The organism is Amorphoplanes friuliensis DSM 7358 (assembly GCF_000494755.1).
GTDB classification, from domain to species: domain Bacteria; phylum Actinomycetota; class Actinomycetes; order Mycobacteriales; family Micromonosporaceae; genus Actinoplanes; species Actinoplanes friuliensis.
In genome coordinates this window covers 1,797,932-1,823,960 of sequence record NC_022657.1, presented here as the reverse complement: position 1 = coordinate 1,823,960, position 26,029 = coordinate 1,797,932, and the positions used below count along the sequence as shown (strand labels likewise).

Annotated in this window: 26 protein-coding genes; 11 read left to right on the top strand and 15 right to left on the bottom strand. The window is 65.7% G+C overall.

The window, feature by feature from the left end; genetic code table 11:
- Nucleotides 1-108 precede the first annotated feature (108 nt).
- Both AFR_RS08480 and AFR_RS08475 read left to right on the top strand, forming a co-directional pair.
- Nucleotides 109-747 (top strand): helix-turn-helix domain-containing protein, encoded by a 639-nt coding sequence (locus AFR_RS08480; protein ID WP_238547248.1) that lies wholly within the window; start codon nt 109-111, stop codon nt 745-747.
- Nucleotides 748-797: 50 nt separating this feature from the next.
- Nucleotides 798-1,628, top strand: coding sequence for an alpha/beta fold hydrolase (locus tag AFR_RS08475; RefSeq protein ID WP_023359497.1), 831 nt, complete (start codon nt 798-800; stop codon nt 1,626-1,628).
- Here the strand turns inward: AFR_RS08475 and AFR_RS08470 are convergent.
- From AFR_RS08470 to AFR_RS08435, 8 genes are all read right to left on the bottom strand, one after another.
- Nucleotides 1,613-2,146 (bottom strand): dihydrofolate reductase family protein, encoded by a 534-nt coding sequence (locus AFR_RS08470; protein ID WP_041840704.1) that lies wholly within the window; start codon nt 2,144-2,146, stop codon nt 1,613-1,615. The two genes, AFR_RS08475 and AFR_RS08470, sit on opposite strands and share 16 nt — an antisense overlap.
- A gap of 66 nt (nt 2,147-2,212) precedes the next feature.
- Nucleotides 2,213-2,719 (bottom strand): hypothetical protein, encoded by a 507-nt coding sequence (locus tag AFR_RS08465; RefSeq protein ID WP_023359495.1) that lies wholly within the window; start codon nt 2,717-2,719, stop codon nt 2,213-2,215.
- Between the two features lie 59 nt (nt 2,720-2,778).
- Complete coding sequence (locus AFR_RS08460; protein ID WP_023359494.1) at nt 2,779-3,414, bottom strand: calcium-binding protein; 636 nt, start codon at nt 3,412-3,414, stop codon at nt 2,779-2,781.
- On the bottom strand, nt 3,414-3,893 hold the full coding sequence (locus AFR_RS08455; protein ID WP_023359493.1) for a hypothetical protein: 480 nt from the start codon (nt 3,891-3,893) through the stop codon (nt 3,414-3,416). The genes AFR_RS08460 and AFR_RS08455 overlap by 1 nt, the downstream gene beginning before the upstream one ends.
- Nucleotides 3,894-4,016: 123 nt before the next feature.
- Nucleotides 4,017-5,516 (bottom strand): S8 family peptidase, encoded by a 1,500-nt coding sequence (locus tag AFR_RS08450; RefSeq protein ID WP_023359492.1) that lies wholly within the window; start codon nt 5,514-5,516, stop codon nt 4,017-4,019.
- 9 nt (nt 5,517-5,525) lie between these two features.
- Nucleotides 5,526-5,993: a hypothetical protein gene (locus AFR_RS08445; protein ID WP_023359491.1), complete on the bottom strand. Its 468-nt coding sequence runs from the start codon at nt 5,991-5,993 to the stop codon at nt 5,526-5,528.
- A 64-nt stretch (nt 5,994-6,057) separates the two neighbouring features.
- Entirely contained in the window at nt 6,058-6,618 is a 561-nt protein-coding gene (locus tag AFR_RS08440; RefSeq protein ID WP_023359490.1) for an RNA polymerase sigma factor, read from the bottom strand.
- Between the two features lie 2 nt (nt 6,619-6,620).
- Nucleotides 6,621-9,215, bottom strand: a complete 2,595-nt coding sequence (locus AFR_RS08435) for a CHAT domain-containing protein (RefSeq protein ID WP_023359489.1) — start codon at nt 9,213-9,215, stop codon at nt 6,621-6,623.
- Nucleotides 9,216-9,312: 97 nt separating this feature from the next.
- Here AFR_RS08435 and AFR_RS08430 point away from each other — a divergent pair, with 97 nt between their 5' ends.
- Nucleotides 9,313-9,681, top strand: coding sequence for a hypothetical protein (locus AFR_RS08430; protein WP_148307903.1), 369 nt, complete (start codon nt 9,313-9,315; stop codon nt 9,679-9,681).
- Nucleotides 9,682-9,687: 6 nt separating this feature from the next.
- On the opposite strand, the gene AFR_RS08425 is transcribed toward AFR_RS08430, so the two are convergent.
- Genes AFR_RS08425 through AFR_RS08415 form a run of 3 tightly spaced genes read right to left on the bottom strand, consistent with a single transcriptional unit; the run spans nt 9,688 to nt 11,128 of the window.
- Nucleotides 9,688-10,083: an arsenate reductase ArsC gene (locus AFR_RS08425; RefSeq protein ID WP_041840703.1), complete on the bottom strand. Its 396-nt coding sequence runs from the start codon at nt 10,081-10,083 to the stop codon at nt 9,688-9,690.
- The gene (locus AFR_RS08420) at nt 10,080-10,721 is read right to left on the bottom strand and encodes an aquaporin (RefSeq protein WP_023359486.1); all 642 of its coding nucleotides are present in this window, start codon (nt 10,719-10,721) and stop codon (nt 10,080-10,082) included. Before AFR_RS08420 ends, AFR_RS08425 begins: the two co-directional genes overlap by 4 nt.
- Before the next feature lie 59 nt (nt 10,722-10,780).
- Nucleotides 10,781-11,128 carry an ArsR/SmtB family transcription factor gene (locus AFR_RS08415; protein WP_041840701.1) on the bottom strand — a complete coding sequence of 116 codons (348 nt, stop codon included), beginning with the start codon at nt 11,126-11,128 and terminating at the stop codon, nt 10,781-10,783.
- An 86-nt stretch (nt 11,129-11,214) separates the two neighbouring features.
- Between AFR_RS08415 and AFR_RS08410 the strand changes: the two genes are divergently transcribed.
- The 8 genes from AFR_RS08410 (at nt 11,215) to AFR_RS08380 (ending at nt 21,512) form a co-directional block, all read left to right on the top strand.
- Complete coding sequence (locus tag AFR_RS08410; protein ID WP_041841913.1) at nt 11,215-11,709, top strand: GNAT family N-acetyltransferase; 495 nt, start codon at nt 11,215-11,217, stop codon at nt 11,707-11,709.
- Between the two features lie 11 nt (nt 11,710-11,720).
- Nucleotides 11,721-13,121: an FAD-dependent oxidoreductase gene (locus AFR_RS08405; protein WP_023359483.1), complete on the top strand. Its 1,401-nt coding sequence runs from the start codon at nt 11,721-11,723 to the stop codon at nt 13,119-13,121.
- Between the two features lie 70 nt (nt 13,122-13,191).
- Nucleotides 13,192-14,106 carry an MFS transporter gene (locus AFR_RS08400; RefSeq protein ID WP_023359482.1) on the top strand — a complete coding sequence of 305 codons (915 nt, stop codon included), beginning with the start codon at nt 13,192-13,194 and terminating at the stop codon, nt 14,104-14,106.
- A 140-nt stretch (nt 14,107-14,246) separates the two neighbouring features.
- Nucleotides 14,247-14,639, top strand: a complete 393-nt coding sequence (locus AFR_RS45930) for a hypothetical protein (RefSeq protein WP_023359481.1) — start codon at nt 14,247-14,249, stop codon at nt 14,637-14,639.
- A gap of 728 nt (nt 14,640-15,367) precedes the next feature.
- Nucleotides 15,368-15,985: a hypothetical protein gene (locus AFR_RS08390; RefSeq protein WP_023359479.1), complete on the top strand. Its 618-nt coding sequence runs from the start codon at nt 15,368-15,370 to the stop codon at nt 15,983-15,985.
- Nucleotides 15,986-15,988: 3 nt separating this feature from the next.
- On the top strand, nt 15,989-16,435 hold the full coding sequence (locus AFR_RS08385; RefSeq protein WP_023359478.1) for a DUF6346 domain-containing protein: 447 nt from the start codon (nt 15,989-15,991) through the stop codon (nt 16,433-16,435).
- Between the two features lie 148 nt (nt 16,436-16,583).
- Nucleotides 16,584-20,363 carry an nSTAND1 domain-containing NTPase gene (locus AFR_RS45925; protein ID WP_158510519.1) on the top strand — a complete coding sequence of 1,260 codons (3,780 nt, stop codon included), beginning with the start codon at nt 16,584-16,586 and terminating at the stop codon, nt 20,361-20,363.
- Nucleotides 20,364-20,891: 528 nt separating this feature from the next.
- Complete coding sequence (locus AFR_RS08380; RefSeq protein WP_052359343.1) at nt 20,892-21,512, top strand: hypothetical protein; 621 nt, start codon at nt 20,892-20,894, stop codon at nt 21,510-21,512.
- Between the two features lie 154 nt (nt 21,513-21,666).
- Here the strand turns inward: AFR_RS08380 and AFR_RS45920 are convergent, their stop codons facing one another.
- The 4 genes from AFR_RS45920 to AFR_RS44885 all read right to left on the bottom strand — a co-directional run bounded on the left by AFR_RS45920 (nt 21,667) and on the right by AFR_RS44885 (nt 26,003).
- Complete coding sequence (locus AFR_RS45920) at nt 21,667-22,128, bottom strand: hypothetical protein (RefSeq protein WP_148307901.1); 462 nt, start codon at nt 22,126-22,128, stop codon at nt 21,667-21,669.
- Between the two features lie 183 nt (nt 22,129-22,311).
- A complete protein-coding gene (locus tag AFR_RS44890) occupies nt 22,312-23,544 on the bottom strand; it encodes an aminoglycoside phosphotransferase family protein (RefSeq protein WP_084297942.1) in 1,233 nt (410 codons plus the stop codon).
- A 41-nt stretch (nt 23,545-23,585) separates the two neighbouring features.
- The gene (gene hisD / locus AFR_RS08370; protein WP_202963979.1) at nt 23,586-24,908 is read right to left on the bottom strand and encodes a histidinol dehydrogenase; all 1,323 of its coding nucleotides are present in this window, start codon (nt 24,906-24,908) and stop codon (nt 23,586-23,588) included.
- A 3-nt stretch (nt 24,909-24,911) separates the two neighbouring features.
- Nucleotides 24,912-26,003, bottom strand: coding sequence for a pyridoxal phosphate-dependent aminotransferase (locus AFR_RS44885; protein ID WP_158510518.1), 1,092 nt, complete (start codon nt 26,001-26,003; stop codon nt 24,912-24,914).
- Nucleotides 26,004-26,029: the final 26 nt, after the last annotated feature.

Genomic DNA, 26,029 nt, shown 5'->3' with positions numbered 1-26,029 from the left:
CCCCGCCCAGGTCAGGGGGTTGGGATGCCGCTGGAGAACGAGGATCGGGCGTCGGACTCGCCCTATGTGCACCGTGTGTGGCGGAGCCGGGCGTCCGGGGTTGCCCGCATGACGTCGATCGCCACGTCGACGTGGGAGCTCGTGTTCTGGGAGCACTGCGGGGAGACCCATGTCGCCGCGCTCGGGCCGGAGACCGCTGCTTCGAGTGCCGAGGTGCCGGACGGGTCGCGGTCCTTCGGGATCACCTTTGCGCACGGGGCGTCGATGGTGCACCTGCCGACCGCCCGGCTCGTGAACACCGCGGTCAAAAGCCCGTGGGCCGGTGACAGGTCGTTTGTGCTGGCCGGGCACGAGTGGGCGATGCCCGGCTTCGACAGTGCGGAACAGTTTGTCGCCCGGCTCGTCCGGGAGGGGATCGTCGTTCGTGATCCGCTCGTCGACGAGGTGGTCGCCGGCGGGGCGGCCGAGGTCGGGACGCGGTCCGTGCAGCGCCGGGTGGCCGCGGCGACCGGGCTGACCCAGGGCGCCATCCGGCAGATCGAGCGGGCGCGGCAGGCAGCGGTCCTGCTCGGTGAGGACGTCCCGCCGGGTGAGGTCGTCCACCGGCTCGGCTATTACGACCAGCCGCATCTGGCGCGGTCCCTCGCGCGGTTCATCGGCCGCACGGCGACCGAGCTGCGGCAGCCGGAGGCGGACGCACAGCCCCTGTCGCTTCTGTACAAGACCGGTGAGCTGGGCGATTCCTAGCCTAGTGGCGCAGCGGCGCACCGCCGCTCGTGACCTGGAGGGTGGTCCCGATGACCGGGGACATCAGCGCGACGGCCGTCTCGGCCGACGGCACAATGATCGCTTTCAGCGCCCGGGGCGCCGGCGAGCCGATCATCATCATCGACGGCGCGACCGCCTATCCCGCGCTCAACCTTGCCGACGAGGAGCTCGGGCGCCTGCTCGGCGAGACCTTCCGGACCTACGCGTACGACCGGCGTGGACGCGGCGGGAGTACGGACACCGCCCCGTACACGATCGGCCGGGAGCTGGAGGATCTTGCCGCCCTGATCGGGGTCGCGGGCGGGCCGGTGACGGTTTTCGGCTGGTCGTCCGGTGCGGTCCTGGCGCTGGACGCCGCGGCGGCCGGGCTGCCGATCAAACGGCTCGTGCTGTTCGAGCCGCCGTTTGTCGTCGACGACAGCCGCCTGCCGCTTCCCGCGGACTACGTGCAGCGCCTCGACGCCGCCGTGGCGGACGGCCGGCCCGGTGATGCCGTGGAGCTGTTCCTGACCGCCGCGGCCGGTCTGCCCGCGGAGGCGGTCGGCGGCATGCGGCAGAGCGACTTCTGGCCGGTGCTGGAGGCGGTCGCGCCGACGATCGCCTACGACGGCCGGATCATGGGCACGACCATGTCGGGCCGCCCGCTCCCCCGCGACCGCTGGGCGGCGATCTCCGTGCCCACGCTGGTGCTGCACGGCACCGGAACGTTCCCGTTCCTGGTCTCAGCCGCCCAGGCCCTCGCCGACCTGCTGCCGACCGCGACGCTCGAGCCCGTCAAGGGTGAGCAGCACAGCGCCCCGGCCGACGTGCTCGCCGGCGCACTCCGCGAGTTTGCCCGGACCGGTCAGCCGACGGCGTAGCGCGTACGGATCACACTGGCCGGCCAGGTCTCGGTTTCCAACAGGCGAAGCTTCGGGATGGCCGGCAGCGGTGTCCCGCCGCCCAGGGCGATCGGCGCGACCAGGAGTTCGACCTCGTCGACCTGGCCCGCGGCGAGCAGGGCACCCATCAGGGCGACACTTCCCCACACGATGGCCGTGCCCTGCAGCTCGCGGACGTGCGCAACAGCGTCGGGCACGATCCGGGCGGGTGCGTGGGTGCCCCAGGGTGCCTCGGTGAGGGTGGTCGTGCAGACAGTCTTGGGGAGGGTGTTGACCAGCTGCGCCATGGGTTCGTCGTGGGCCCCGGGCCAGAACTCCCGGAACGCCTCGTAGGTGCGGCGGCCCAGCAGGACCTCGTCGACGGAGGCCAGCAGGGTGGTGTTGTGGGCTTCCGAGGCCGAGAAGTCGGCGACGGCGGCGAACACATCACCTTCACCGCCGGGTCCCGCGAGGAACCCGTCCACGGACATCCACTGCTGCACGACAACGCGACCCACGATTGTCCCCTTCGAAAACGGCCCGGTCGATGCACCATATCGGTGCACCGGCCGGGCCGGGGAGGATCAGAAGTTGACGTCGACCCCGGTCGTCTTGCAGGCGGCGGTGAGGGCCGCGCCGGACTTCTCGAAGTCGGGGTTGGAGGCGGCTTCAGCCGGGTCGGCAGCCTTGGCGGCCTTGGCCGCCTGCGCGCCGAACTCCTTCAGCGCGGCGACGACCTTGCTGTCGCCGCCGGACTCCGCGAGCGAGCTGACCTCGTTGTTCATGTCGGTGAGGATCTTCTTGAAGACGGCGGGCGACGGCTCCTCACCGGACGAGAGGGCGGTGATGAGACCGGCCTTCATGTCCTCGCCGGCCTTTTTCACCGACTCGCAAATCTCCTTGTCGCCCTTGGAGGCGCCGTCGGCAGCGACCGGCGCGGAGGGCGCCGCGGAGGCGGGTGCGGCCGTCGTGGCCGCGGCGGAAGGGGCGGACCCGGCGGTGGTCGCGGTGTCGTCCCCGCTCCCGCACGCGGCGAGAGTCAGGAGGGAGGCACAGAGCAGGCCGGCAGAGGTGACACCAAAACGCTTCACGGGCGCGCACACTAGTTGATCCAGACCTCCTGGACAAACCGTGTACGCGCCCGCGCCGGTCAGCAGTTCGCCGTCAGCTCCGTGGCCGCGGTGGCGAAGTCGCCGGCCTGGCCGCCGCAGTCACCGGAGTCGGAGCCGGGCTGGCCGTCCAGGCCGTCGGCACCGTTCCCGCCCGACAGGGTGTCGTCGCCGATGCCACCGCTGACGGTGTCACCGCCGTCGTTGCCGTTGACCTCGTCGTTGCCGTCGCCGCCGCTGAGCACGTCGCCGCCGGCTCCGCCGTTCACGAGGTCGTTCTGGGAGCCGCCGGTTGCGATGTCGGCCCCGTCACCACCGCGTACGGTGTCGGCGCACTCGTCACCGTTCAGGGTGTCGTCGTTCTCCTGACCGTTGACCTGGTCCTTGCCGGGCAGCTGGCCCGGGATGCCGTCACCGCGGAGCTGGTCGTTGCCCTGGCCGCCGTTGATGATGTCGTGGCCGCCACCGCCCCGGATCACGTCGGCGAACGGCGTTCCGGTGATGATGTCGTCACCGGGTGTCCCGTTGATGACCAGGCCGGCACCCGCGCCGCTGAAGTCCCAGACGACACCCGGTCCCCCGGATCCGCAGGGAACTTCGTCGGCGTGGGCCGGCGTGGTCAGGGCCGCGCTCGCGGCCAGGGCCAGGACCACGGTGGCCAGCAGTCGGCGGCTCATCAGTTCAGCTCCTCGATCGCCAGGCCCGCGTCCGAGTAGCTGCCGCCGGCGTTCTGCACCTGGAGGATGACGTGGACGTGGGTCGTGTCCGCGGTGCCGGGTGCGGCGAAGTTCACCGACCACGAGTGCAGCGCCCCGTTGGGCGCGCAGACCGTCCCGCCGTTGCGGCTGTTGATGAACGCGTGGTTCGCGTCGTACGACTCGAGGCGCATGCGCGCGCACGTCCCGGCGGCGTTGTTGATGTAGAGGCTGCCGTCGAGCCGTGGTGTGGTCACCCCACCCGCGACGTCCCAGTTGAGGTGGCCGCCGTTGAGCGGTGCTCCGCCGGCCCAGTTCAGGCCGAAGTCCAGCTCCTGGAGGGAGATCTTGGGACGGTCGGTGTCGACCACCACGGCGTGCGCGGGCAGCGCCGTGGCGGCGACGAGCGCTGCCGAGGTGACTAGTCCGGCGGCGACGGTGGTGCCCCAGTTCCTGATCATGTGCTTTTTCCTTCCGGGTACCCGCCGACTGGCTCGGCGGTCACCCCCATGACCCAGGATCGCCGGTACGGATACAGCAGAACGGAGCCGACTTCAGGCCGGCTCCGTTCGGGAAAGCGTGGTTCAGCATTCGGCGGGCAGACCCCGATCGGCCGGCGTGGTGGACCGGCTGTCCATGCTGGACAGAGCCACGGCGACGCCGGAGCCGACCTCGGCCGAGCACGGGCGTCCGGCGTCACGGACCGCCCGCCACGCCTCCAGCGGAGACCCGCTGTGGCGGGCCAGCTCCTCGGCGATCTCCGCTCCTACGAAAGGTGCGGCGAAGGACGTGCCGCTGACTTTTGCGTACCCGTCGATGAGCTCGCCGCCGGGCTCGAAGCGCAGGCCGACGGCGTGGTAGGTCGCCAGATCCACACCCGGTGCCCAGGCGGTGACCCAGTCCCCGTAGTTGGAGAACGACGCGGGCTTCGCCGTGCGCGACTTCGACGTCCACGCATTTCCGTCGTTGTCGGCGGTGGCATCGAGCGCCCCGACGCTGATCACCGACTCGACACCACCCTGAAACGCGGCCGGATAGAACGGCTTGTCGGTACCCCGGTTGCCGGCCGCGGCGACCACCACCGCCTCCTGGTGCCGGTCGACCGCCTCGGCGACCAGTTGCAGCCCCAGCGGGATCAGGTCGACACCCGGGTTCGGGCCACCCTCGTGGCAGACGGCCGTGCCGAACGAGTTGACGATGACCTGCGGCCAGGCGCCCGCCCGGTGCGCCGCCCGCAGGGTCGTGACCATGCGTTTGGCGGCGGAGAACTCGGTGGCCACGCCGTTCGGGCCGGTCACCCGGACGCCCACGACGTCGGCCTCGGGCACGATCGTGGCGAAGATCCCGGCGATGGCCGTGAGATGGACCGCGTAGTACACGTCGGCCAGGTCGTCATCGTTGCGGTCGGGGTCCTCCGCGTCGCCGGCGGTCAGTGCGGACAGCCGCGGCGGCAGCTTGGCCTCGATCGAGGCCGGCACACCGCTGTCGAACAGGGCGACCGTGGTGCCGGCGCCCAGACCGGGTCGCGGAACACCCGGGCTGCCGGTCTTCTCGGGACCGCCGTCGGGCCACACGCCGAGCGGCCCGTTGCTCGGCCCCACCAGATAGTCGGGTGCGGCGGGCAGGTGATCGAGGCGTACCAGCCGGCGGGCGACCCGCAGCACCGGCACGTCCTCCGCGGACACCGACCCGACCGGCACCGAGATCACCTTGCGGAGCGGGGAGTCGTCCAGCCGGGCGGCCGCCGGCTCGTTCCATTCGAGCACTTCGGGCGTACCGATGGTGAAAGTGCCCGCACCCATCTCGGCCTGCAGCGCTGCGGCGAGCCGGGCCAGCGCGGTGGGGGTGGTCATCGTGGCCGGAGGCCGCAGAATGATCCGGTCGGTGCGGTAGGCCACCGGCATCGCCGGGGCGCTCTGACAGTGGGTGTCCTGACTGTCGTCGACAACGGCATCGGACCCGAACGCGGCGACCAGCGCCTGCGAGACAGCCAAAGCTGTCGGCTCCGGGGCCGGCGGACCGGCGAACAGCGTGGGCACCAGAGTCAGCACCGCGGCGGTCCGGACGAGTAGGTCAAGGGTCATGGGTGCTCCTCACAGAAGGAACCAGTCGGTGGCGATCGGACCGGCAGTGGTGCCGATCAACCGCAGCCGGCCGGGTCCGGAACCGGAGTGCTCCAAGGAGAAACGGCCGAGATCGTCGACGGCGCCGGTGGCCACGGTGCCCGCCGGACGTTCCAGGGCCACCTCGGTCAGGTCGCCGAGCAGGACCTGGCCGACGAGCCGCCCGGTCTCCGCCACGACTTCCAGCGCCACCGACCCGTCCGCCGACTCGAACTGCAGCCGCCCGTCGTTGATGCCGCCGCGCATGCCCGCGGGCTCGGCGACCGGGCGGTCGAGCAACTCGGCGACGGCCGCGTCGAGGTCCCGCAGAACGATGAGCTCCTCGACGCGGCCGAGCAGACCGGCGGGGAGCGGATCGGGGCCCAGTGCCCGGCCGAGTGCGTCGAGCAGCCGCGCCTCATCCGCGGGCACCGACTCGTCATCACGCTGGCCGTTCACCTGACGTCCTCCTCTTCACACTGTGCGTACCCATGACCCGCGAACGCCGCGGCAGATACGGCGTTCACGACTCGTATCCCGGTGGAAGCTGATCGCGGAGGCGTTGCAGGCACCGGCGCCGGCTCGGACCCAGCGACCCCCGCGGGCGGTCCAGCGCGGCGGCGATCTCGTCGTAGCTCAGCGGCGGATCGGCCAGCAGCAGTTGCAGCAGCTGACGGCACTCCGGGCCGAGACGGCTGAAGGCGAGCCGCACCGCCCGGTCACGTTCCGCGCGCAGCAGCCGCGCGTCGGGTGCGTCGACCACCGCGGGTCGGTGCTCGATCGGCGCCTCGGCCGGGATCTCGCGGCGGCGTGTGGTCAGCCGGCGGGCCTCGTTGCGCACGATCATGCACAGCCAGGGGCCGACCGCTTGCGGGTCACGCAGCTGATCGGCGCGGCTCAGCAGCCGCAACCAGGCCGTCTGCACCAGGTCCTCGGCCGTCTGGGCGTCGATGGCGAACGAGCGGGCAACGGCCCACATCTTGGGGGAATGCCGCGGGACCAGCATCGACCAGGCCTGCCGGGCGACGTCGCCGCCCGCGCCGAGGGCGGCGATCAGATCCCCGTCGGTCACGCTCTCCGGCACGCCTACTCCCCGAAACAGCCGAGGGACGCGGCGACGAGCGCGGTCGGCTCGCCCCGATCCCAGCCGGCCGACAGCTCGGACAGGGCCTTCCCGGGCAGCACACCTTTGGCGAGCAACCCGTGCAGGTCCGCCATCGTCGCGCCGGTCACCGGCGAGTCGGGGATGGCGCAGCGCGCCGCGATCAGCGACCGGGTTCCGTGTTGAAGCAGCACTGTGGACAGTCCGATCAGTTGGTCGCCGACCCGCACCCCGGCCCCGGTGTCGCAGCCGGACAGCACCACGAGCGACGGCAGGCGGCCGTGGCGCTCCAGGTCGTACAGGTAGAGAGGACCATCAAACAGCTCCAGCGACGACCAGAGGGCATTGTCGTCGCGTATGCGACCGTGACAGGCGATGTGCGCGACACTCGCGCCCGCCATCCCGGCCAGCACCGCGGTGGTCGTCGCGTCCGCGCCGGTCAGCAGGACCGCGTTGTCGTGACGGTCGGCCACCGCCGCGGCTTCGTCGGCAGCTGCCGTCAGCCTCGGTCCCGCGACAACCACAACACGACCCGGCTGCTCTTCCGCCGGCCCCGCTGACAGCCACCAGCCCGCTGACGGTGTCACCGTGACCGGGCGTCCCGACAGCGACGGCAGGAGTTGCCAGGCGGCGCCGTGCAGCGCCGCCGGAACGACCAGCACCACCGGTCCGTCCCCGTCGACCAGCCGCGCGACCAGGGCGTCGAGCGCACCGACCGCCCGCCGCAGCAACGCGAGCCGGGCGTCGCGCCCCCGGCCGGCCGGGCGGGTGAGCAGCGCCCGCAACGCGGCCGACCCCGCCGCCACCGCATCCCGGGGGGCACCGCACGGTCCGAGATCCTTCACCCGGGTACGCCGTGAAGGCCCCACCGTGACACCGATGAGCCGATCGTCGACCTCGGCCAGCGCGATGAGACACCCACCGGCCAACGCCGCGCGCAGCCCTGCGATCGGCACCCGGCTGCTCGCGCGGAACCCGGTGCTCTCCCCCGTCGTTCGCAGCCGGTGCCGGTGGATCAGGTGCTCGAGCTGCCGCTGCCGGCGTACCAGGTCGGCGGTGTCCCGGGCCTCGCCCTCGGCCGTCCGCATCTGCGCCACCACAGCCCGCAGCTCACTCAGCCGCGCGGCCAGGGCAGCGTCATCCGGTGGCAGCGGCGCGGGGCGGGCCGGGCCGGCGTCACGAACCCGTTCCAGACAGTCCAGCACCGCAGCGGCTGAACCACTGCGTACCGCCAGACGCAGGCCGAGGTTGGCGAGCTGCCCGGCGTGGATCGCCACCGCGGTCTGCGCGTCCGTCGCCGCCACCGAGGCGCGGTGCCTGCGCAGATCGGCCAGCCCGATGCGGACCTGACGACGGGCCGACGGGTCGTCGCCCCGGGCCGCCGCGCAGACCGCTGTTGCGTAGCGCGCCTGCATGCGTACCTCAAAAAGGCCGAGCCGGACCGCCCGGCGCAGGCAATCGGCGGACAGGGCGCTCGCCAGCTCGAGATCACCGGCGTCGGCGGCGGCCGCCCCGGCCAGCGCCAGCGCGCTCGCCGCAACCCGGGCGTTGCCGGCCTCGTCCAGCCGGGCGGCAAGTTCGCGCAGCTCAGCGATGTCCGGCGGCTGCACCGCAGACCGGATGACCTCCAGCCGCGCCGCCTGCTCCCACGCCGCCGAACCGTGCTCGGCGAAGATCGTCCGGGCCCGCTCGGCATAACCAGCGGCCGCAACCCGATCACCGTCGAGCAGGTGCGCGCGGGCACACAGCAGCCACGCCTGCGCCACCTGCCAGTTGTTGCCCGCCGCCGCCTGACGCCGCGCGGCCTCGAGCGCGGTCTGCGCGGCCAGCCCGCACAACCCGGCCGCGAGCAGCACCTCACCCCGGTCCACCTCGACCTCCGGCGCCGCGTGGCCCAGCTCGTGGAACCGGTCGGCCGCCCGATCGAGATACCGCAGGGCCGCGGCCAGATCACCCTTCCCCGCGTACGCCCAGCCGAGCCCGTGCCAGGTCTGCGCTGTCGCGTACGTGTTCCCGTCCTCACTGAACAGCCGCTCGGCCTCGCTCAGGTCGGCCACCGCGGCGTCACACTCGCCGAGCTGCGTCCGCAGCACACCACGGTTCATCAGCACCATCGCGATGTCGACCCGGGCGTCGAGCTGCCGCAGCATGGGCAAGGCCTTCTCGTACCCGGCCAGAGCCTCGCGCGGGCGCCCGATCCGCTGCTCCAGGGCGGCACGTTGCAGGTTCGCGTACGCCCGGATCTTCTGCGACCCCAGCCTGTGCACCTGGTCCAGCTCGGACAGTGCCTCGGTCGAACGGCCCGTGAACGCGTACACGCCGGCCGTACCCAGATGCGCGTCGGCGGCCAGCTCGTCATCCCCGGCCTCGCGGGCCGCGGCCAGCGACGCCACGAGGTCGGCCTCGGCCAGCTCCATCGCCCCGAGCGCCCGCCGCGCCCGGCCCAGCACGGCCAGAATGCGGCTCAGCGTGGCCGGATCACGCTCGTCGCGCGCCAGCTTCGACGCCGTCTCAGCGACCCGCTGAGGATCACTGTGCACAGCCGCACGCAACTCGTCGATCCGGTCAGCCTCACCCACAACCGGAGCGTAGTGCCGCCACCACCCCCCGAACTGTCGACAAGTAGCCACCCGCCGCCTTTAGCGGTTCTTCAGGGCGGGCTGCTGCACTGCTCGCATGAGTCTTCGACGGGTTCTGGTGGGTGTGGCCGCGGTTGTCGCGCTCGGATCAGCAGGGTGTTCGGCCTCGGGCACCGACGGGAGTGGGGACGTCAAGGCTGCGGCACCCGCGGCGGCAGCGGCCGACGACTCCGGCGACGGCAAGGACGTTTGTGCGCACCTGAAGAAGGAGCTGCCCCGGATCAAGGCGGTTGGGTCCGAGGTCGGTGCGATGGCGCAGCTGGCCATGAGCCTGGCCGGCTTCTACGAGAATCACGAGAAGCTGGCCGACGGCGAGGCGCTCGACGCGCAGACCGAGAAGGCCTGTCCGGAGGTCCGGGCGGAGATTCTCGAGGCGGCCGGCATCAAGAGCTTCGCCGACCTCTGAGGCCGGTCAGCCGAGCTCGGCGAGCAGCTTCTCGACCCGGGACCTGATCTCGTCGCGGATCGGGCGCACCGACTCGACACCCTTGCCGGCCGGATCCTCGAGTTTCCAGTCCTCGTACCGTTTGCCGGGGAAGATCGGGCAGGCGTCGCCGCAGCCCATGGTGATGATCACGTCGCTGCTCTCGGCGGTTTCCCACTCGAGCTTCTTCGGGGTCTGGCCGGTGATGTCGATACCGACCTCGGCCATGGCCTCGACCGCCGCGGGGTTGATCCGGTCGCCGGGTTCGGAGCCGGCCGAGCGCACCTCGACCCGGTCGCCGGCCAGGTGGCGCAACCACCCGGCCGCCATCTGCGAACGACCGGCGTTGTGCACGCACACGAACAGCACGCTGGGCTTACTCATCGGACGGGACTCCTGTCGGACGACGGGTACAGGACGAGCAGCAACCCGGCGCCGACGACGAGGCCGACGAGTTGCGCGACGATGAAGCCGGGCACCGAGCCGGGCGCGATCCCGGCGAAGGTGTCGGTGAACGCCCGGCCGATCGTCACGGCCGGGTTGGCAAAACTCGTCGAGGACGTGAACCAGTACGCGGCCCCGATGTACGCTCCGACCGCCGCCGGGGCGACCGCGGAACGCCCGGAGCGCGCGAGGGCGAAGATCAGCAGGATCAGTCCGGCGGTGGCGACGACCTCACCCAGCCACAGGTGCCCGGCGGACCGGTCCTTGCCCGAGAAGTCCACTGCGGCCAGATCGAACATCAGGTTGGCCAGCACCGAACCGGCGATCGCCCCGGTGGTCTGGGCCACGGCGTAACCACCGAGCTGGGCGGCGCTCAGACCCGTACCGTCGCGCCGGCCGAGGAACCAGTCGGCCGCGGAGACCACGGGGTTGAAGTGGGCGCCGGAAACCGGTCCGAAGACCAGAATCAGCGCTCCGAGAGCAAACGCCGTGGCGACGGAATTCTCCAGCAGCTGCAGCCCGACGTCGTCCGGCGACAGCGTGGCCGCCATGATCCCGGACCCGACAACGGCGGCCACCAGCAGCGCCGTACCGAGGAATTCGGAAAGCAGTCGCCGCCAGGCGGAGATCCGGGTGTCTATGGGCTGACCGTTTCGTCGATGGCGAGCAGGGTGGCCAGCCGCCGCATCATCTCCGGCCGCGGGCGGTAGTAGACCCAGCTCGCGCGGCGTTCGGCGTCGACCAGCCCGGCCTCACGCAGGACCTTGAGGTGGTGCGAGATCGTCGGCCCGGAGATCTCGAACGCGGGGGTGAGATCACAGACGCAGATCTCGCCACCCTCGGCGGAGGCGATCATCGACATCAGCTGCAGCCTGATCGGGTCGCCGAGCGCCTTGAAGGCCTGCGACAGCGGGACGGCAGACTCCGCCGGAATACGGCTCGTGGCCATCGGCGGGCAGCACGCCACCACCCCTGGTTTTGACATCCTTCGAGGTTGACAGATATCGAATCCACGTGCAACCGTCGGATTCGACAATCATCGAGTTCGACAGCAATCAAAGCGAGGGCAGCATGGTCACTGTTCGCGCCATGAGCGCCGACGACGCCGAACAGGTCATCTCGATCTACCAGGCCGGCCTCGACGCCGGCGACGCCAGCTTCGAAGACACCGCCCCCGGCTGGGAGCGGTTCGATGCCGGCAAACTGCCAGGTCACCGCTTTGTTGCTGTAGACAGCACGGTCCTCGGCTGGATCGCGGCCTCGGCGGTCTCCGCCCGGCCCGTCTACGCCGGTGTCGTCGAGCATTCCGTCTACGTCGACCCGGCAGCACAGCGGCGAGGCGTCGGGCGCGCCCTGCTGGATGCCTTGATCACCTCTACCGAGGCGGCCGGCGTCTGGACCCTCCAAACGGGGATCTTCCCCGAGAACACCGCCAGCCTGGCCCTGCACCACGCCGCCGGCTTCCGCACCGTCGGCGTCCGTGAACGCCTCGGCCGCCACGCGGCCCACAACAACCGCTGGCGCGACGTCATGTTCCTCGAACGCCGCAGCCCGTACGTCATCTGAAAGGAATTTGCGTGAGCACTTCCCTCGACGGCCTGCCCGTTGTTGTCATCGGCGCCGGCCCGGTCGGTCTGGCCGCCGCCGCTCACCTCGCCGAACGCGGCATCACGTTCACGGTCCTGGAAGCCGGCGACACTGCCGCGGCCGCCGTCCGCCAGTGGGCCCACGTGCGGATCTTCTCCCCCTGGCGCTACAACATCGACTCCGCCGCGGCCCGGCTGCTGACCGACGCCGGCTGGGTGCGTCCCGACGACGACAAACTGCCGACCGGGGGTCAACTGGCCACCGACTATCTGCAGCCCTTGGCCGACCTGGCCGCCCTCAAATCCAGCGTGCGGTACAACGCCCGCGTCACCGCCGTGACCCGTCTCGGCCTCGACCGCCTCCGTACCGCCGGTCGCGACACCATGCCGTTCCTGATCCGTCTGGCCGACGGCGAGGAAGTCCTGGCCCGGGCCGTCATCGACGCCTCCGGCACCTGGGACACCCCGAACGTGCTCGGCGCCTCCGGCATCCCCGCCCACGGCGAGACGGCGTCGTCGTCGTTCCTCGAGCACGCCCTGCCCGACGTGCTCGGCGCCGACCGCGACCGCTTCGCGGGCAAGCGCGTACTTGTCATCGGCGCCGGCTACTCCGCCGCCAACACCCTGCTGCTGCTTGCCCAGTCACCCGGCACCGACGTGACCTGGGCGATCCGGGCGGACACCCCGGCGCGGACCTACGGCGGCGGAAGCGCCGACGCCCTGCCCGCCCGCGGCGCTCTGGGGACCGTGCTGCGCGAGCACGTCGAGGCCGGCCGGATCAACCTCGTCACCGGCTTCGCCGTCCAAACCCTGAGCCCACTGCCTGGCGGTGGCGTCGAGGTCTCCGACGGCACCCGTACGATCGCCGCCGACCGCATCGTGTCAGCGACCGGCTTCCGGCCCGACCACACCATCACCACCGAGCTACGCCTCGACCTCGACCCCATCATGGGTGCCGCCCGCACCCTCGCCCCACTCATCGACCCGAACGAGCACTCCTGCGGCACCGTCCCACCCCACGGCGCCGCCGAGCTCACCCACCCCGAGCCGGACTACTACGCCATCGGCGCCAAGTCCTACGGCCGGGCGCCCACGTTCCTGCTCGCCACCGGTTACGAGCAGGCCCGTTCGGTCGTCGCCGCCCTCGCCGGCGACTGGGAAGCAGCCCGCGACGTCCAACTCGACCTCCCGGAAACGGGCGTCTGCAACAGCAACGTCCCGGTGGAAAGCGACAGCATCGACGGCGGCTGCTGCGGGACACCGGCCGCTGTGGAACCTGCCGGGCGCGGCCTGGCGACCGGCGTCGCCGGCGGGCTGTTGTCCACACCGCTGACCCTGGTCAGCGTCTCGACCCCGGCCGAGGGTGAGCAGGCCGGCGGCTGCTGCAGCTGATGCCGCACGGCCGGCGCATCGTCGCGGTCTTCGCCATCACCCAGACCATCGGCTACGGCACCCTGTACTGATGACCTGCGGTTCGCTCGGCGGAGCGGCCATGCTGGTCGCCTGGTCCCAGGTCCACACCACCTGGCAGCTCTACGCCGTCTTCGTCGGCCTCGGCGCCGCCATGGCGATGGCTCTCTACGAACCGGCCACCGCGGTCATCGTCAGCTGGTTCGACGCCACCCGCCGCCCGCGGGCGGTCCTGGCGATGATCGTCGTTGCCGGCTTCGCCAGCACCATCTTCATGCCCCTGACCGGCCTCCTCACCGACCGGTACGGCTGGCGCACCACGCTCCTCCTCTTCGCCACCCTGTACGCCGGGATCGCCGTGCCGCTGCACGCTTTTGTCATCCGCAGACCGCCCCACACGCCCACCGCGAATCCACAAGCGACGTCAACCGGCCGGCGGCTGGCGTTGCGCGACGCCCGGTTCTGGTTCCTGGCCGTCGCTTTTGTCGCCCACGGCGCCGCCATGAGCGCGATGACCGTCCACCTGGTCGGCTTCCTCACCGAGCAGGGACATCCGGCCACCTTCGCCGCCACGATCGCCGGCCTCCTCGGCGTCCCCTCGGTCACCGGTCGCCTCGCGCTGACCGTCGCAAACCACCGCGTACGCCTGCACCGAGTTGTCGCGGCGGTCTTCACCCTCCAGGCCGCGGCCGCCTTGACCATGCCGTTGCTGGCCGGCAGCCGCACCGGTGCGGTCCTGACCGTCACGGCGTTCGGGCTCGGCTTCGGCATTGCAAGCCTCGCCACCCCGCAGCTACTGACCGACCGCTACGGCAGCAACGCGGCACCCTGGCCGCACCCGTCACCCTCGCCGCCCCCGTGCCACCCGCCACGCGTTCATGCCTATCCGAAGTCGACAAACGCATCATGGACCACCACTGATAGTAACCAATGGCGCACGGCACCGTTGTGGTCGGCTTCGCACTAGCCGGCGGTGACAACCGCGCATGATCGACCGACGCCGCTGGAGAGTTGGCACACTTTCTATGCTTACAGAAAGTGATCCCTCCTGACTAACGGCAATACCTCGTTCTACACTGTCGTCCCGCACCATCGGGAGGTTGTGACGTGCCGCTCGATCCTAACCAGACAATTAGCTCTTTCCAGGCGCGCGAGTCGAAGAGCGAAAACAACTGGCGCTGCAGCTCAGCGCCGGACTGGAGGCGGCGGCTGTCACGGTACGGACGGCGGCGGCGGCGGCGGCGGCGGCATGACGATCCGCGTCGACTCCGTAGTGGACTGGCAGATCTGCAAATTAACTCGGCGTCCGACGACCTGTCCCGGGACGAACTGGCGCGGCTTGTACTGGCGACCTCGGAGCATGCTCAGGCGCGACTCGCCGAACAAGTCAGCACCATCATGCCTGGTATGTACAGCGCAAGTTCTAGCACCGCGGTGTTCATCACGGATGCCTATTCGACTCGCTACCCGGCATTGGACGACGGCGAGGAGCAACGCTAATGGGCATCGTCATCCCCACTGACGAGGTACGCAAGCATGCGCGAGAGGTCGACGAGGTGTCCCGGATGCTCGACGAGGCCCGAGGCGCGGTGTCCTTCATCAGGGCATCGAGCAACGCGTACGGGTATCCAGTCGGGCCCTTGTTCACGAGTGCTTACTTGAATCCGCATAGGGACGAAGCGATCGCCTCCTACCGCAGGGCCGTAGTCGGTATGCGACCCCTCGCGGACCTGCTCCGTGCTATGGCCAACGACTTCGACCACAGCGATGAATGCCCTGCCGAGCGGCTACGAGGCACTCGGTGAGTGACGCAGCGGCGATTTCACGACCAAGTCTTATCACCCCGGAAGCCGACACGAAGGGTTACGAGAGCGCCGGCATCCTAGAAGCCGCAATGAGCGTCAAGGACGGCTTCACTGATGGCAACAGCCTGAGCACCCTCCGCAACGGCGCAGTGGTGGGCTCCACGGGCTCGGCGCCATCTTGGACCCATTCCAGGCGATCTTCGGGGCTGGAGTGGGGTGGCTGATGAAACACGTGGACTTTTCGCGTGAGCTGTTGGACTGGCTCGCCGGTGATCCAAAAGAAATCGAGGACACGCGGCGACATGGCGCAACCTGCAAACGGGCTCGTACGAAGCGACCGAGTACTTCGCCGGTCAGGTCGAATCGACCACGTCGCACTGGGGCTCGGACGCGGCCACGGCGTACCGGGGGAAGGCCGCTCAAATGGCCGACGGCGCTCTCGTGTTGGGCGAGGTGGTCGACGCCATGGCCGAGGCGTCGTTGATCGCCGGCAGCATCGTCGGCGTCGTTCGCAACACTGTGCGCGACCTTTTAGCCGAGGTAGTCGGTACGGCCATCTCCAAAGCCCTCCAAGCCCTGTTGGTGGTGGCTATCCCGAAGGTTCTTGCCGAAGTGGCGCTGCTGGTCGCCGAGTGCACGGCGAAGATAGCGAAGGTTCTTGAGCGCCTAAATGATGCCATCCGGCGCTGGGCAGCAAATTCCCCGCTTTTGCGGCGATCTCGGCCCGCGTCGGTAGTTCCATGGACGAAACCATCTCAGAACGACGTAAGGATCGCTCTTCCTGAACTCCATCAAGTGCATCAGGCGGACCACTACCTGGCGGACAGCGAGGGCGTCTCGGGGGCGTACAAGTCCGCGTACCGTGCCTTGGAGCAACCGACGAGGTCGTCTACGGCACGAAGGCCAAGGTTGCAGTCGATGCTCTCTCAAGATGAGAGCTTGCAGAACGGTGGAGCCACCGGAGACGGCCTGCTGAACGATGAGCCGCATCCGCCGGGCGATCGGCCTGCCGATGTGATGCGAACTATCAACGTGAGGTAAGCGATGACCGAGGAGAACCACGCGGCCTACCGCAAGCGTCGCAGGGCCGAACTGCTCGCCGAAGCGGAGGCGGACGTCACCCGGACTCGGGCCGCCAAGCAGGAGCCTGCCGTTGAGGTCAGTCCGGTCGTCGATGCGAGGCGCAACAAGTGGCTGACCAACTTGTTCGGCATCGTCATCCTGCTGGCCTTGTCATTCGTTTTGATTGCCACCGCCACGACGGTCGGACGGTTCACCGGCCACGACTTCGCCGACGCCCGGCGCACCGGCACCACCGCCACCGTCGAAGATTGCGAACGCCGAGGCCCGATCAGTCTCTTCGGTTTCGGATACTACGACCAATGCACGGTGACGATCGCCTGGAACGGTAGCCCTTCCTTGCGCGCGCTTATCGATAAGCCGGGTTTCTTCAACGGCGAAGCCCCAGGCATCACCTTTTGCCACTATTAGCTATCCTCTGCTACCCAAGAGAGAGTCAGAGGAGTTCTTCGCCGCCAGACCAGTATGCAAGTACAAGGATTATCCGATTAGCGAGTGCACGAAATATGACCCACGAGTAACGACACGCCCAGCTCCGCATACCGTTGAGAGGCCACAGTTGACACAGCTATTCATAAGCCACAGCAGCGACGACGGTGCCGCCACGCAAGCGCTGGCCGATAGACTCTCAGCGAACGGGTACCAAAGCATATTTCTTGACTTCGATCCACGGCGGGGCTTAGTCGCTGGCAGATCATGGGAGAACGAGCTGTATACACACCTGCAAAGGTGTGACGCAGTAATCTTCGCCATGACTGAGGCATCCTGCTCATCGAAGTGGTGCTTCGCGGAGCTGGCCCTCGCCCGATCACTACGCAAATCGATCATACCAATAAGACTTGAACCCGGCGTTAAGCACTCTCTATTGGCGGACACCCAACAGGTGGATTTATCTGGCGGGACAGAGAAGGGCTGGGAACATCTGTGGCAATCATTAATGCGGCTCGGGCTCGATCCGCTCGATGATTTCCCCTGGGACCCGCAACGTCCGCCGTATCCTGGCCTATCCGCATTTCAAGAATCTGACAGCGCAGTGTTCTTCGGCCGTACGACAGAAGTCGACAACCTTCTAAACTGCTTCCAGCAGAGGTTATCTCCGAGCCGTCAAGGTGTTGCAATCATCGGCCCATCGGGAAGCGGAAAGTCGTCACTTCTCCGCGCCGGCCTTCTACCGCGGCTTAGGAAAATGTCGACAGAATGGATCATTGTGCCGCCATTCCGGCCCACGGATGGCGAAACACCCCTCTCCGCACTGGCGAGGCGCATCAACGGCCTTGTGCCACCGTCTGACCAGCAAGGCTGGCGAGCAACATCGGATTTGCTTAATGCCGAGCCAACCGCTTTGTTGGAGATCAGCCGCGATCTAATTGACTACAACGGCAAGGCGGATGCCTGCGTCGTAATAGTCATCGATCAGCTGGAGGAGCTGATCACAAGAGCATCGCCGGACCAACGAACCCGATTTGGTGAAGCCATCTTGGCCGCCACATACAGTGGTAGCCCGGTATGGGTGGTGACAACACTACGTTCCGAATTCTTAAGTCGGTTCTTAGAGACGCCCCGCTTTGCCGAAGTCGTGCAACGGCAGATTCTGGTAGGCCCCATGACGAGCGGTCGACTCCAAGAGGTGATCGAAGAGCCGGCACGCAAAACAGGGCTGACGTTCGATGAGGGCCTAAAGGAAAGAATGGTTGAGGACACGACCGGTGGGGATGCGTTGCCCCTGCTCGCGTATACCTTACGTCGGCTCTACGACCAGGTTCAAGGGCGTCAAGTGCGCAGGATCACCGACGCCGACTACATGGCCATCGGGGGGAGGTACGCTCAGGCTGGCGGAGTCATTGGGGTTCTCATGACTTATGCAGACCAGATCGTCGAATCCTTAGGACCTGATGGAACGTTAGTCGTTCCCACCCTTCTGAAGATGGTCAACCTGGATGCTCACAATCAGCCTACTAAGCGAAGAGTGTCTCGCACCGAGTTCCGAAATGGCGAAGAAAGAATCGTTGAGGCCTTCGTCCAACAGCGCTTGCTAACGACTGACAGGGCAGACAACGGCGAAGTGATGGTGGAGGTTGCCCACGAGGCCCTCCTACGTGTGTGGTCGCCGTTGGAAACGGCGATCAATGCTGCTCGCTCCGATCTGCTTGCGCGAAGCGAGCTAGAGCGCGCTGCTCGCGACTGGCATGTCAACAAACGTCGACCTTCTTACGGTCTCCAGGGCGAGCGGCTCGTGGTCGCGGACAGGCTTGTCAGTCGCGGATTGGTAAACCTCGACCACGAAAATCTCCTTGCTGACTTCCTTCGGGCTTCCAGACGCGCAGACGCCGCAACAAGGCAGAGAAATTCTGAGCAACTAGCTGAGCGCGTCCAAGGAAACCTCAATGAAGACCCAGAACTATCAATACTCCTTGCCCTAGCAGCAATCGAGGACTACGGGCCAACCGCGCGCGCAATCCTCGCGCTAAACTCGGCAGTCGACAAGTCTCGCCTTCGCCACTCAATTCACGGCCACGACGGGCCTATGCTCAGTGCACGCTACTCTCCTGATGGAAGTCGGATTGTTACTAGCGGTGAAGACGGGAAGGCGCGGGTCTGGCTATTAGCCGACACATCGGAGCCGGAGACGGTATTTGGCGCTCACACGGGCATCGTTGGCAGCGCGGATTTCTCACCTGACGGCAGAACCGTCGTCAGTGGATCCGAGGACTGCACTGCGCGTGTCTGGTCAGTGGGTACAGGAGCCGAAATATTGCGGCTCACCGGCCACAGTGGTCGTGTGCGTCACGTTGCGTTCTGCCCTTGTTCTGAGCACGTAATTACAGCCTCCGAGGATCACACGGCCAAGGTCTGGAATATGTCCGGCTCTGTCCTAAGTACCTTCGAAGGCCATACAGGAATCGTGCTCGCTACAGACGTCTCTCCGGACGAATCCCTTCTTGTGACCGCCTCATCTGATCACTCTGCACGCGTTTGGGACCTCTGGACCGGGGAACAATTGCGAACCCTGATTGGGCATGAAGACTGGTTGCGCAGCCCACACTTTTCACCGGACGGTGTACGTATCGCAACCGCGTCCGAAGACGGCACAGCCAGGGTTTGGAACGCGAGTGATGGGTCATGTACAGAGGTTCTTAACGGGCACTCAGGACGGGTACGGGCATCGGTATGGTCACCGACCGGCGACAGGCTCCTGACGGGCTCGGGTGACGGAACTGCACGAGTTTGGGACAGCAAAGATTTCTCAGAAAAGGTAGCACTTCGCGGACACAAAAATAGGGTGCGCGACGCCGACTTCTCCCCGGACGGCATCCACGTCGTTACGGCGTCCGAAGATGGCATCGCCCGCGTATGGACTGTAGAAGAAAATCCTGACCAGTTCGTGGTTGCCAGGTACCGGACAAGAGTGCGAAGCGCCTGCTGGTCTCCGTCTGGTTCCTCCCTCGCAATTGCTAAGGAAGACGGATCGGCGGAGGTTGTTGTGCTGGGTGAGCTGGCGCGAAGAATTAAATTGGAGGGACACCGGACTCGCGTTGCAAAATCGATCTTTTCGCCGGACGGTACGACTGTCTTAACGGGCTCGTCCGATGGGACGGCCCGAGTGTGGGACACGGCCAGCGGAGAGTGCCTTATGACTATTGAGGCGCACGCTGATTGGATCAGGGATATCGCGCTATCACACGATGGCGAGCGGCTGGCGACAGCATCCTCTGATAAATCGGTTTCTATGTGGAGTCTCACGACAGGCGAGAAGATTGCTGAGCTGATCGGGCATCAAGCTCCAGTGCTTTCAGTGACTTTCTCACCGGACGGCCTTCACATTCTGACCGCTTCCGCGGATCGAACCGCGAAGATCTGGTCTATAGCTTCATCGATAGAGGTACTGTCGTTGGACGGTCACGGTGACTGGGTGCGATCCGCCAATTACTCGCCTCTTGGTGATCAAGTCGTCACAGCCTCGGAGGATGCGACGGCGCGAGTGTGGGACCCGAGCACCGGCGATTCAATCCTCGTAATGGATGCTCACGAGGACTGGGTGCGATCGGCATCCTTTGCTCCTGACGGAATCCGCATCGTCAGCGCTTCGGGTGACCGCACTGTGCGAGTATGGCGAGCAACAAATGGCGAGCAGTTGCATATATTCCGACAGCACACCGAAATGGTGGGGTCCGCAACGTATGACGCTAGCGGTACAAGAATTGTCACGGCCTCACACGACGGCACCGTGCGAATATTTGAAGACCTATCGCTCGATGGCCTTCTGTCGAAGGCACGTCGGCGAACGTTCCGTAACCTTACACCTGAAGAGCGAGCCGGGTATGGTTTGGAGATAGCGTAGCGTATCCGTTCAGCACGCATTGAATACGTCGTTTGTCTTTTTTCTATGGCTGCCTTTTACTAGGTGAGGTTGTTGTCGAACGACTGCCCCAAGTCACATTAATCCAGCCTTGCACGACGCGGGGTAGAATGAATTGACCGGAAGCAGGCGAAAGTGGCTCTAGTCTTCAGTAGCGACACCACTCTCGGCGGTGGGAGCATCGGTCCGTCTGCTGAGGTGCTTGCTGATACCGCCTGCGTCGAAAGTTGAGCTCTACGCGGCGACCCGCCGGGATGCTCGCGGGCTCGTCCGGCCGGGCGATCAAGATCAAGTATTGGGTGTCGCGGCGGCCGGTCGCCAAGGCGTCGGCGTGGCGGCAGCCGCATAAGCCGCAGCCGGCTCGGCTGTCGAAACTCGACCATTCAAGCCAGTGACCGACGGGATCATCCGCGCGGGCTTGGACCCGCCACGCAAGCAACGACACACGAGCAAACGGATCTTCGACCGGTTGATCACCGGGCACGCGGTGGCCGACGTTCCTATCCGGTAGTGCGCCGCTACGTCCGAGAGCGCACGGCACAGACCAGGGTTAAGACCGGCCGGCCGCCGGTGGAAGCGTTCGTTCCGCAGGCGGACGGCCCCGGCGCCGAGGCAGAAGTCGATTTCGGTGAGGTCGCGGTTCATCTCCGGCGAGCCGGTGACCTGCATGTTTTTCTCCTTCCGGATGTCCTACTCCGGCAAGGCAGTGCACCGGATCTCGACCTCCGGCGGCGAGGAGGCGTGTCTGAAGGCCTCGTGTACGCCCTCGCCGTGCTCGGCGGAGTACCGACCGGCCAAGTCCTGCACGACAGCCTGCGCTCGGCCGTCGCCCGGGTCATGGGTTTCTCACTCCAGCGGGTGGTGACCGCACACTGGACGGCGTTTCGTTCTCACGTCAGCCTGGAGGCTTTCTATTCCCAGACCGGGCCGCGCGGGGCTCACGAGAAAGGCGGCGTGGAAGGCCAGTTCGATTGGTTCCGCCGCAACCACCTGGTTCCGTTTTCCAAACTCGATTCGTTCGAACAGTTCAACGCAGTGGTCGACCCCTGGGACCAGGCCGACCACGCTCGGCGCCTGCTGCGTCACGTTACCTCACCGGACTCGGTGACAAATTGGCAGAGAACGCCTTAGTACTTGACTACGAGCGAATCATCGCTTTGCAGAATGATGCGTGGATGGCGGAGGTCGCGTCGGCAAACGAGGAGGGCAGGCAATAGTTAGAAGTTCGATCTAACAAAATGACACCTTGACACTTAGCTACGTTCGACAACCCCCGACCACACCGTCATGCTTTAGTTAAGTCGCGAAGGCGACCACGACAATAATTAATGCGCTCAAGCGTGCTGTCCATGGCCTCAATGCCCGCGGCAATTGAATTGGCAGCCAAGCTGCTTTTCGCTGCTTCAGCGAGGTACGTCGCTGCATACACCGTACAGGCGAGGTACAGCCTCACGGCAGTCAGCCTGTCATCGGCAGACTCTGCGGAAGATGCTCGCGCTAACGCAATCTCTGATGCCTTGTCGTAATTGCCCGCCGCCAAGGAAAATTGCTGTGCTTGCTCGGCAAGCCTGTCTTTCATCTCGTCGTCGTCGGCGTGTTGAGAGGCCAACAAGAACGCGTAGGTTGCTCCACCAGGGTCAGTGTCCGACATCGCTTGGCCGGCCTGCACATAGTGGTTGACCGCTGCGGATCGGTCGCCGGAGGCGGCTGCCTGGACCGCAGCGGCCAACGATGCATCACTGCTCATTCGTTGTTCCTTCCTATACAGAGCCGTGGTTGCGCCTGGATAAAGGGCGTCGGCGAGGTCGGTAAGTACAACTGGTCGATTGCCGCTATGCGACACCACGCTGACTGTGACGACGACCCTTACTCGGTTCCGTCCCGGAGCCGAGGTAAGGGCATGCGTGCGCAGAAATTGATGGCGTCTGCTTCATCTAAGCGCCGCCGCCACGCCGTCTAGGGCGAGGTCAATAATGCTGCGTACATTTCGGCTTTCGCTTCCCATCTCGACCGCGTACGCAAAGCCCAGTGCAGATATTTCCGGCGAAAACCTTGTACCGTCGGTGAGATTCATGGTTAGTAGCGGGCAGCACATCAGCGCCGCTTTCAGCAAATCCCGCCAGCCCTCGTCAAGCCAGCCACGGCGCTTCAGCTCGACAAGAATAGGAATGAGAACATCCTCTACCTTACTCTCGAAGAACATGCGACGGACTGCAGAGAGTCGGTGGTTATGGTCTACGCTGATGAGCCCATCCCCGATCTTGCACGTTATCTCTAGTCGTTCGCGGATCTCTCGCGGGTAGTACATCCACATAGCGAAAACATTGTGAAATAGCGGCTTTGCAAGGTCAAGCAGCGGGTCGTGGCGCCCGGCAAAGGCGGGATCGAAGTAGACGAGACTAGCTGGCTGCGCACGAAGAAAGACATTACCGTTGTGCGCGTCACCATGACCCACGACAGAGGGACCACTTTTCCCAGGACGCAAAAGAGCGACACTGCGTGACACTATGCCGCTCAAGGTTTCGGTGTAGTCCTGGCCGTTGATCTGCCAACGCATCGAAAATAGATCCGACTTCTGGATGGTTCCACCTGGAAGTATTACTTCGCCGGCATCCGGATAGAACTGCCGGTACCGCTGTCCGTTCAACCGGTGGTAGAAGAGCTGATGGATCGGAGCAACGTTCGATTCCTCGGCATCGATTTCCAGCGTACCGGAATAGATCCGGAGAAGATCGCGGTCGGCTTGACGTTGTGCGACCGCAAGTGGAGCAAGAAGATCCACGTTGCCATTATCGATCTCCCACGCAACGTCAAATACGGTTGGGTCATCAACTACCTCGTAGATCAGTAACTGTCGGCCCGCCTCGGTCGAACTATAAAGCGGCTGGATAACGGGGTATCCAGCCGCCGCCAAGGAACTACTGTTGTAGTACTCGTCGATAGCGGAGTCTTGTTCGATGTGCGTCTTGAAGAAAAGGCGACGCCCATCTGCTAGCCCGACGAAGCCGTTGAAGGAATTGAGGGAGACAGCCAATGGCCGCAGCTCTACCGAAACCACATCGAGTGGAAAGATCCTCCTCAAAAAGCCTAGGAGCATGCTTTCCGCACGCGCTTTGTCTTTGAACTGCTCCTGCTGCACAACGGACAAGAGAGTGGCGTCCACTCGGATCCTTCCAGCTATCGTCGAGAGTTCGAGCGTCTTCCCTACCGGTTGATCCGGTCGAGTACGTATTGAGCCGCCGCGGCGTGCGCCGGAAAGTCTTCGTATTCGGCGAGTGTCACAGCTACTGGCGCGATCGCGGCCGCTCCTTCGTCCGTGACGTATGCGAACCCCGATCGCTTCATGAAGTCGAGGACCCCCACACAGGACTGACTTCTTGCCATCCCAGCGGTTGGCAGGATGGCGTTGACACCAATCACGAAGTTTCCCAGTGGGATTGAAGCGTTACTACCCAGAAGTACCTCGCCAGCGTGCTGGATACGGGGAAGTAGCTCGAACGGACTTTCCGTTATTACCCGGAGGTGCTCCGGAGCCCATTCGTTGACGAAGGCGAGTGATTCTCTCAGCGAAGATGTGTGGACGATACCGCCGTACCCGGCCATTACGCTCTCAACGAAGCCACGCCGCTTCGGTGGCAGCTTGGCGATAAGGCTCGGAATAATCTTCACAACTGCAGCGGCGACTTCATCAGCATGGGTCACCAGCAAGGCGGCAGAGTCCGGGCCGTGTTCCGCCTCGACGATCAATTCCCGCGCGGTCAGCTCGGGATCAGCCGAGCCATCACAAAGGATGATCGATTCACTGGGTCCAGCAGGTGTGCCTGGATCAATCGCACCATACAACAGCCGCTTCGCCGCGGACACGTACTGGTTGCCAGGACCAACGATCTTCTCCACAGGCGTCACGCTTTGCGTCCCGTACGTTAGTGCCGCCACCGCCTGCGCCCCTCCCATCTTGTAGACGGTCTTGACGCCGCACATGCGTGCAGCCACCAATGAAGCGGCGTCAACTGTGCCGTCCGGCCCAGGGGGTGTGCACACAGCAATTTCCGGCACGCCGGCAAGGACCGCCGGCGTACAGAGCATGGCCACGACAGAGGGAAATGATCCCTTACCTCGTGGCACATACAGGCCAACAGACGCGATGGGCGTCCACCGCTCGCCGGCAATGACGCCCGGCCGTACTTCGTGCATCCATGATTCTTGCGGTACTTGGGCGCTGTGGTGCTTTCGGATGTTGGCGATTGCAGTCTCTAGCGCGGCGGCGAGCTTGGGATCAAGTTTCTCTTGTGCCGCGGCAAACTCCTCTTCGGAGACGCGAATACCATTGGCGGTCAGCGCTGCGCCGTCCAACCGTAGCGTGTGCTCAAGCAACGCTTCATCGCCACGTTGTTGAACATCGTCGATGATACCGCGAACCACGCCTTCCACGTTACTGTTATTGGCACGCACGCGACGAATTAATTGTCGCCGCTTTTCGGGTGGCAGCTCTGACAGTACATAGCTGTTGATTTTTAGCTCGGACACGATTTACGCCTCCGCCTTTCTCAAGAATGATAGGCCGTCGAGAACATCAAACACTCGGGTCATTTCTTCTTGCGTTCCCATGCTCATTCGAAACGTTCCCGCGAGCGGCGTTGCCGTTATCGGCCGTACCAGGATACCTGCCGCCTTAAGTTCCACTACGACCGCCTGACAGTTCGAAGGACGAACCAGAACGAAATTGGCCGCCCCTGGCCAAAACGCAACCCCGCGCTCGGAGAAGAAGTTGACGGCAGAGGGCTTGATAGCAAGCATGACCTCATCGACGTAAGCGCGGATTTCGTCCACGTGGGCAAGCTGCGCCTTCGCGGCCACCATAGCAAGCGAATTTACGTCGAACGGATTGCGCATCTTCGCCAATTGTGTGATGACTCCGGGGTGCGCAACAACGTATCCCAACCGCATACCGGCCATTGCAAAGGCTTTCGAGAAGGTCCGGATGACAAGAAGGTTGTCGTATTTCGCAGTCAAAGGCGCGACAGTTCTGCCGGTGAATTCGAAGTACGCTTCGTCCACGATCACTGGAACATCTGGGTGGGTTCGCACTACCTGTTCGATGAAGGCCAAGTCGATGTGCGTACCGGTAGGATTGTTTGGGTTGATAAGCACGATGAGTTTCGGAGTGCGCTCCAGCGCCCTCTCGAAGCGCTCGTATGGGAAGGTAAGGTCATCATTGTAGGGGACTCCCCGCACGACTGCTTCCGCGAGTGCGGCGACATGACCGAAAACTGGAAACTCCGGACGCGCCATTACAACCGTGTCGCCCGGGCCTAGAAATGCGCGCAGGCAAAGGTCAATGGCTTGATCGGAGCCATTCGTCGCGAGTATGTGACCACCCGGGACACCACAATATTGGCCAATTGCGTCCGTCAACCCCTCTCCGTCAGGGTAAGAATGCATGCCACGATCGTGGAGATGGTTTGTGACCGCCTCTATGGCGTGGGGCGACAGAGGGCGAGTGGCCTCATTTCGGTCGAGCCGAACATAGTTGTGTCGATCGAGCCCAAGCCAGTCGGGAACGTAAGGCGCGGCTTCCCTCACGCCTGAACGAATTTTCAAGGGCGCTGCCGCAGCGGTCATCCCAACCTCTTGATTCGCAAGATGCG

Coding starts and splice junctions, on each gene's coding strand:
- AFR_RS08480 (WP_238547248.1), top strand. CDS start 109: ATGACGTCGATCGCCACGTCGACGTGGGAGCTCGTGTTCTGGGAGCAC.
- AFR_RS08475 (WP_023359497.1), top strand. CDS start 798: ATGACCGGGGACATCAGCGCGACGGCCGTCTCGGCCGACGGCACAATG.
- AFR_RS08460 (WP_023359494.1), bottom strand. CDS start 3,414: ATGAGCCGCCGACTGCTGGCCACCGTGGTCCTGGCCCTGGCCGCGAGC.
- AFR_RS08455 (WP_023359493.1), bottom strand. CDS start 3,893: ATGATCAGGAACTGGGGCACCACCGTCGCCGCCGGACTAGTCACCTCG.
- AFR_RS08450 (WP_023359492.1), bottom strand. CDS start 5,516: ATGACCCTTGACCTACTCGTCCGGACCGCCGCGGTGCTGACTCTGGTG.
- AFR_RS08430 (WP_148307903.1), top strand. CDS start 9,313: ATGAGTCTTCGACGGGTTCTGGTGGGTGTGGCCGCGGTTGTCGCGCTC.
- AFR_RS08425 (WP_041840703.1), bottom strand. CDS start 10,083: ATGAGTAAGCCCAGCGTGCTGTTCGTGTGCGTGCACAACGCCGGTCGT.
- AFR_RS08415 (WP_041840701.1), bottom strand. CDS start 11,128: ATGTCAAAACCAGGGGTGGTGGCGTGCTGCCCGCCGATGGCCACGAGC.
- AFR_RS08410 (WP_041841913.1), top strand. CDS start 11,215: ATGGTCACTGTTCGCGCCATGAGCGCCGACGACGCCGAACAGGTCATC.
- AFR_RS08400 (WP_023359482.1), top strand. CDS start 13,192: ATGACCTGCGGTTCGCTCGGCGGAGCGGCCATGCTGGTCGCCTGGTCC.
- AFR_RS08390 (WP_023359479.1), top strand. CDS start 15,368: ATGGCCGACGGCGCTCTCGTGTTGGGCGAGGTGGTCGACGCCATGGCC.
- AFR_RS08385 (WP_023359478.1), top strand. CDS start 15,989: ATGACCGAGGAGAACCACGCGGCCTACCGCAAGCGTCGCAGGGCCGAA.
- AFR_RS45920 (WP_148307901.1), bottom strand. CDS start 22,128: ATGAGCAGTGATGCATCGTTGGCCGCTGCGGTCCAGGCAGCCGCCTCC.
- AFR_RS44885 (WP_158510518.1), bottom strand. CDS start 26,003: ATGACCGCTGCGGCAGCGCCCTTGAAAATTCGTTCAGGCGTGAGGGAA.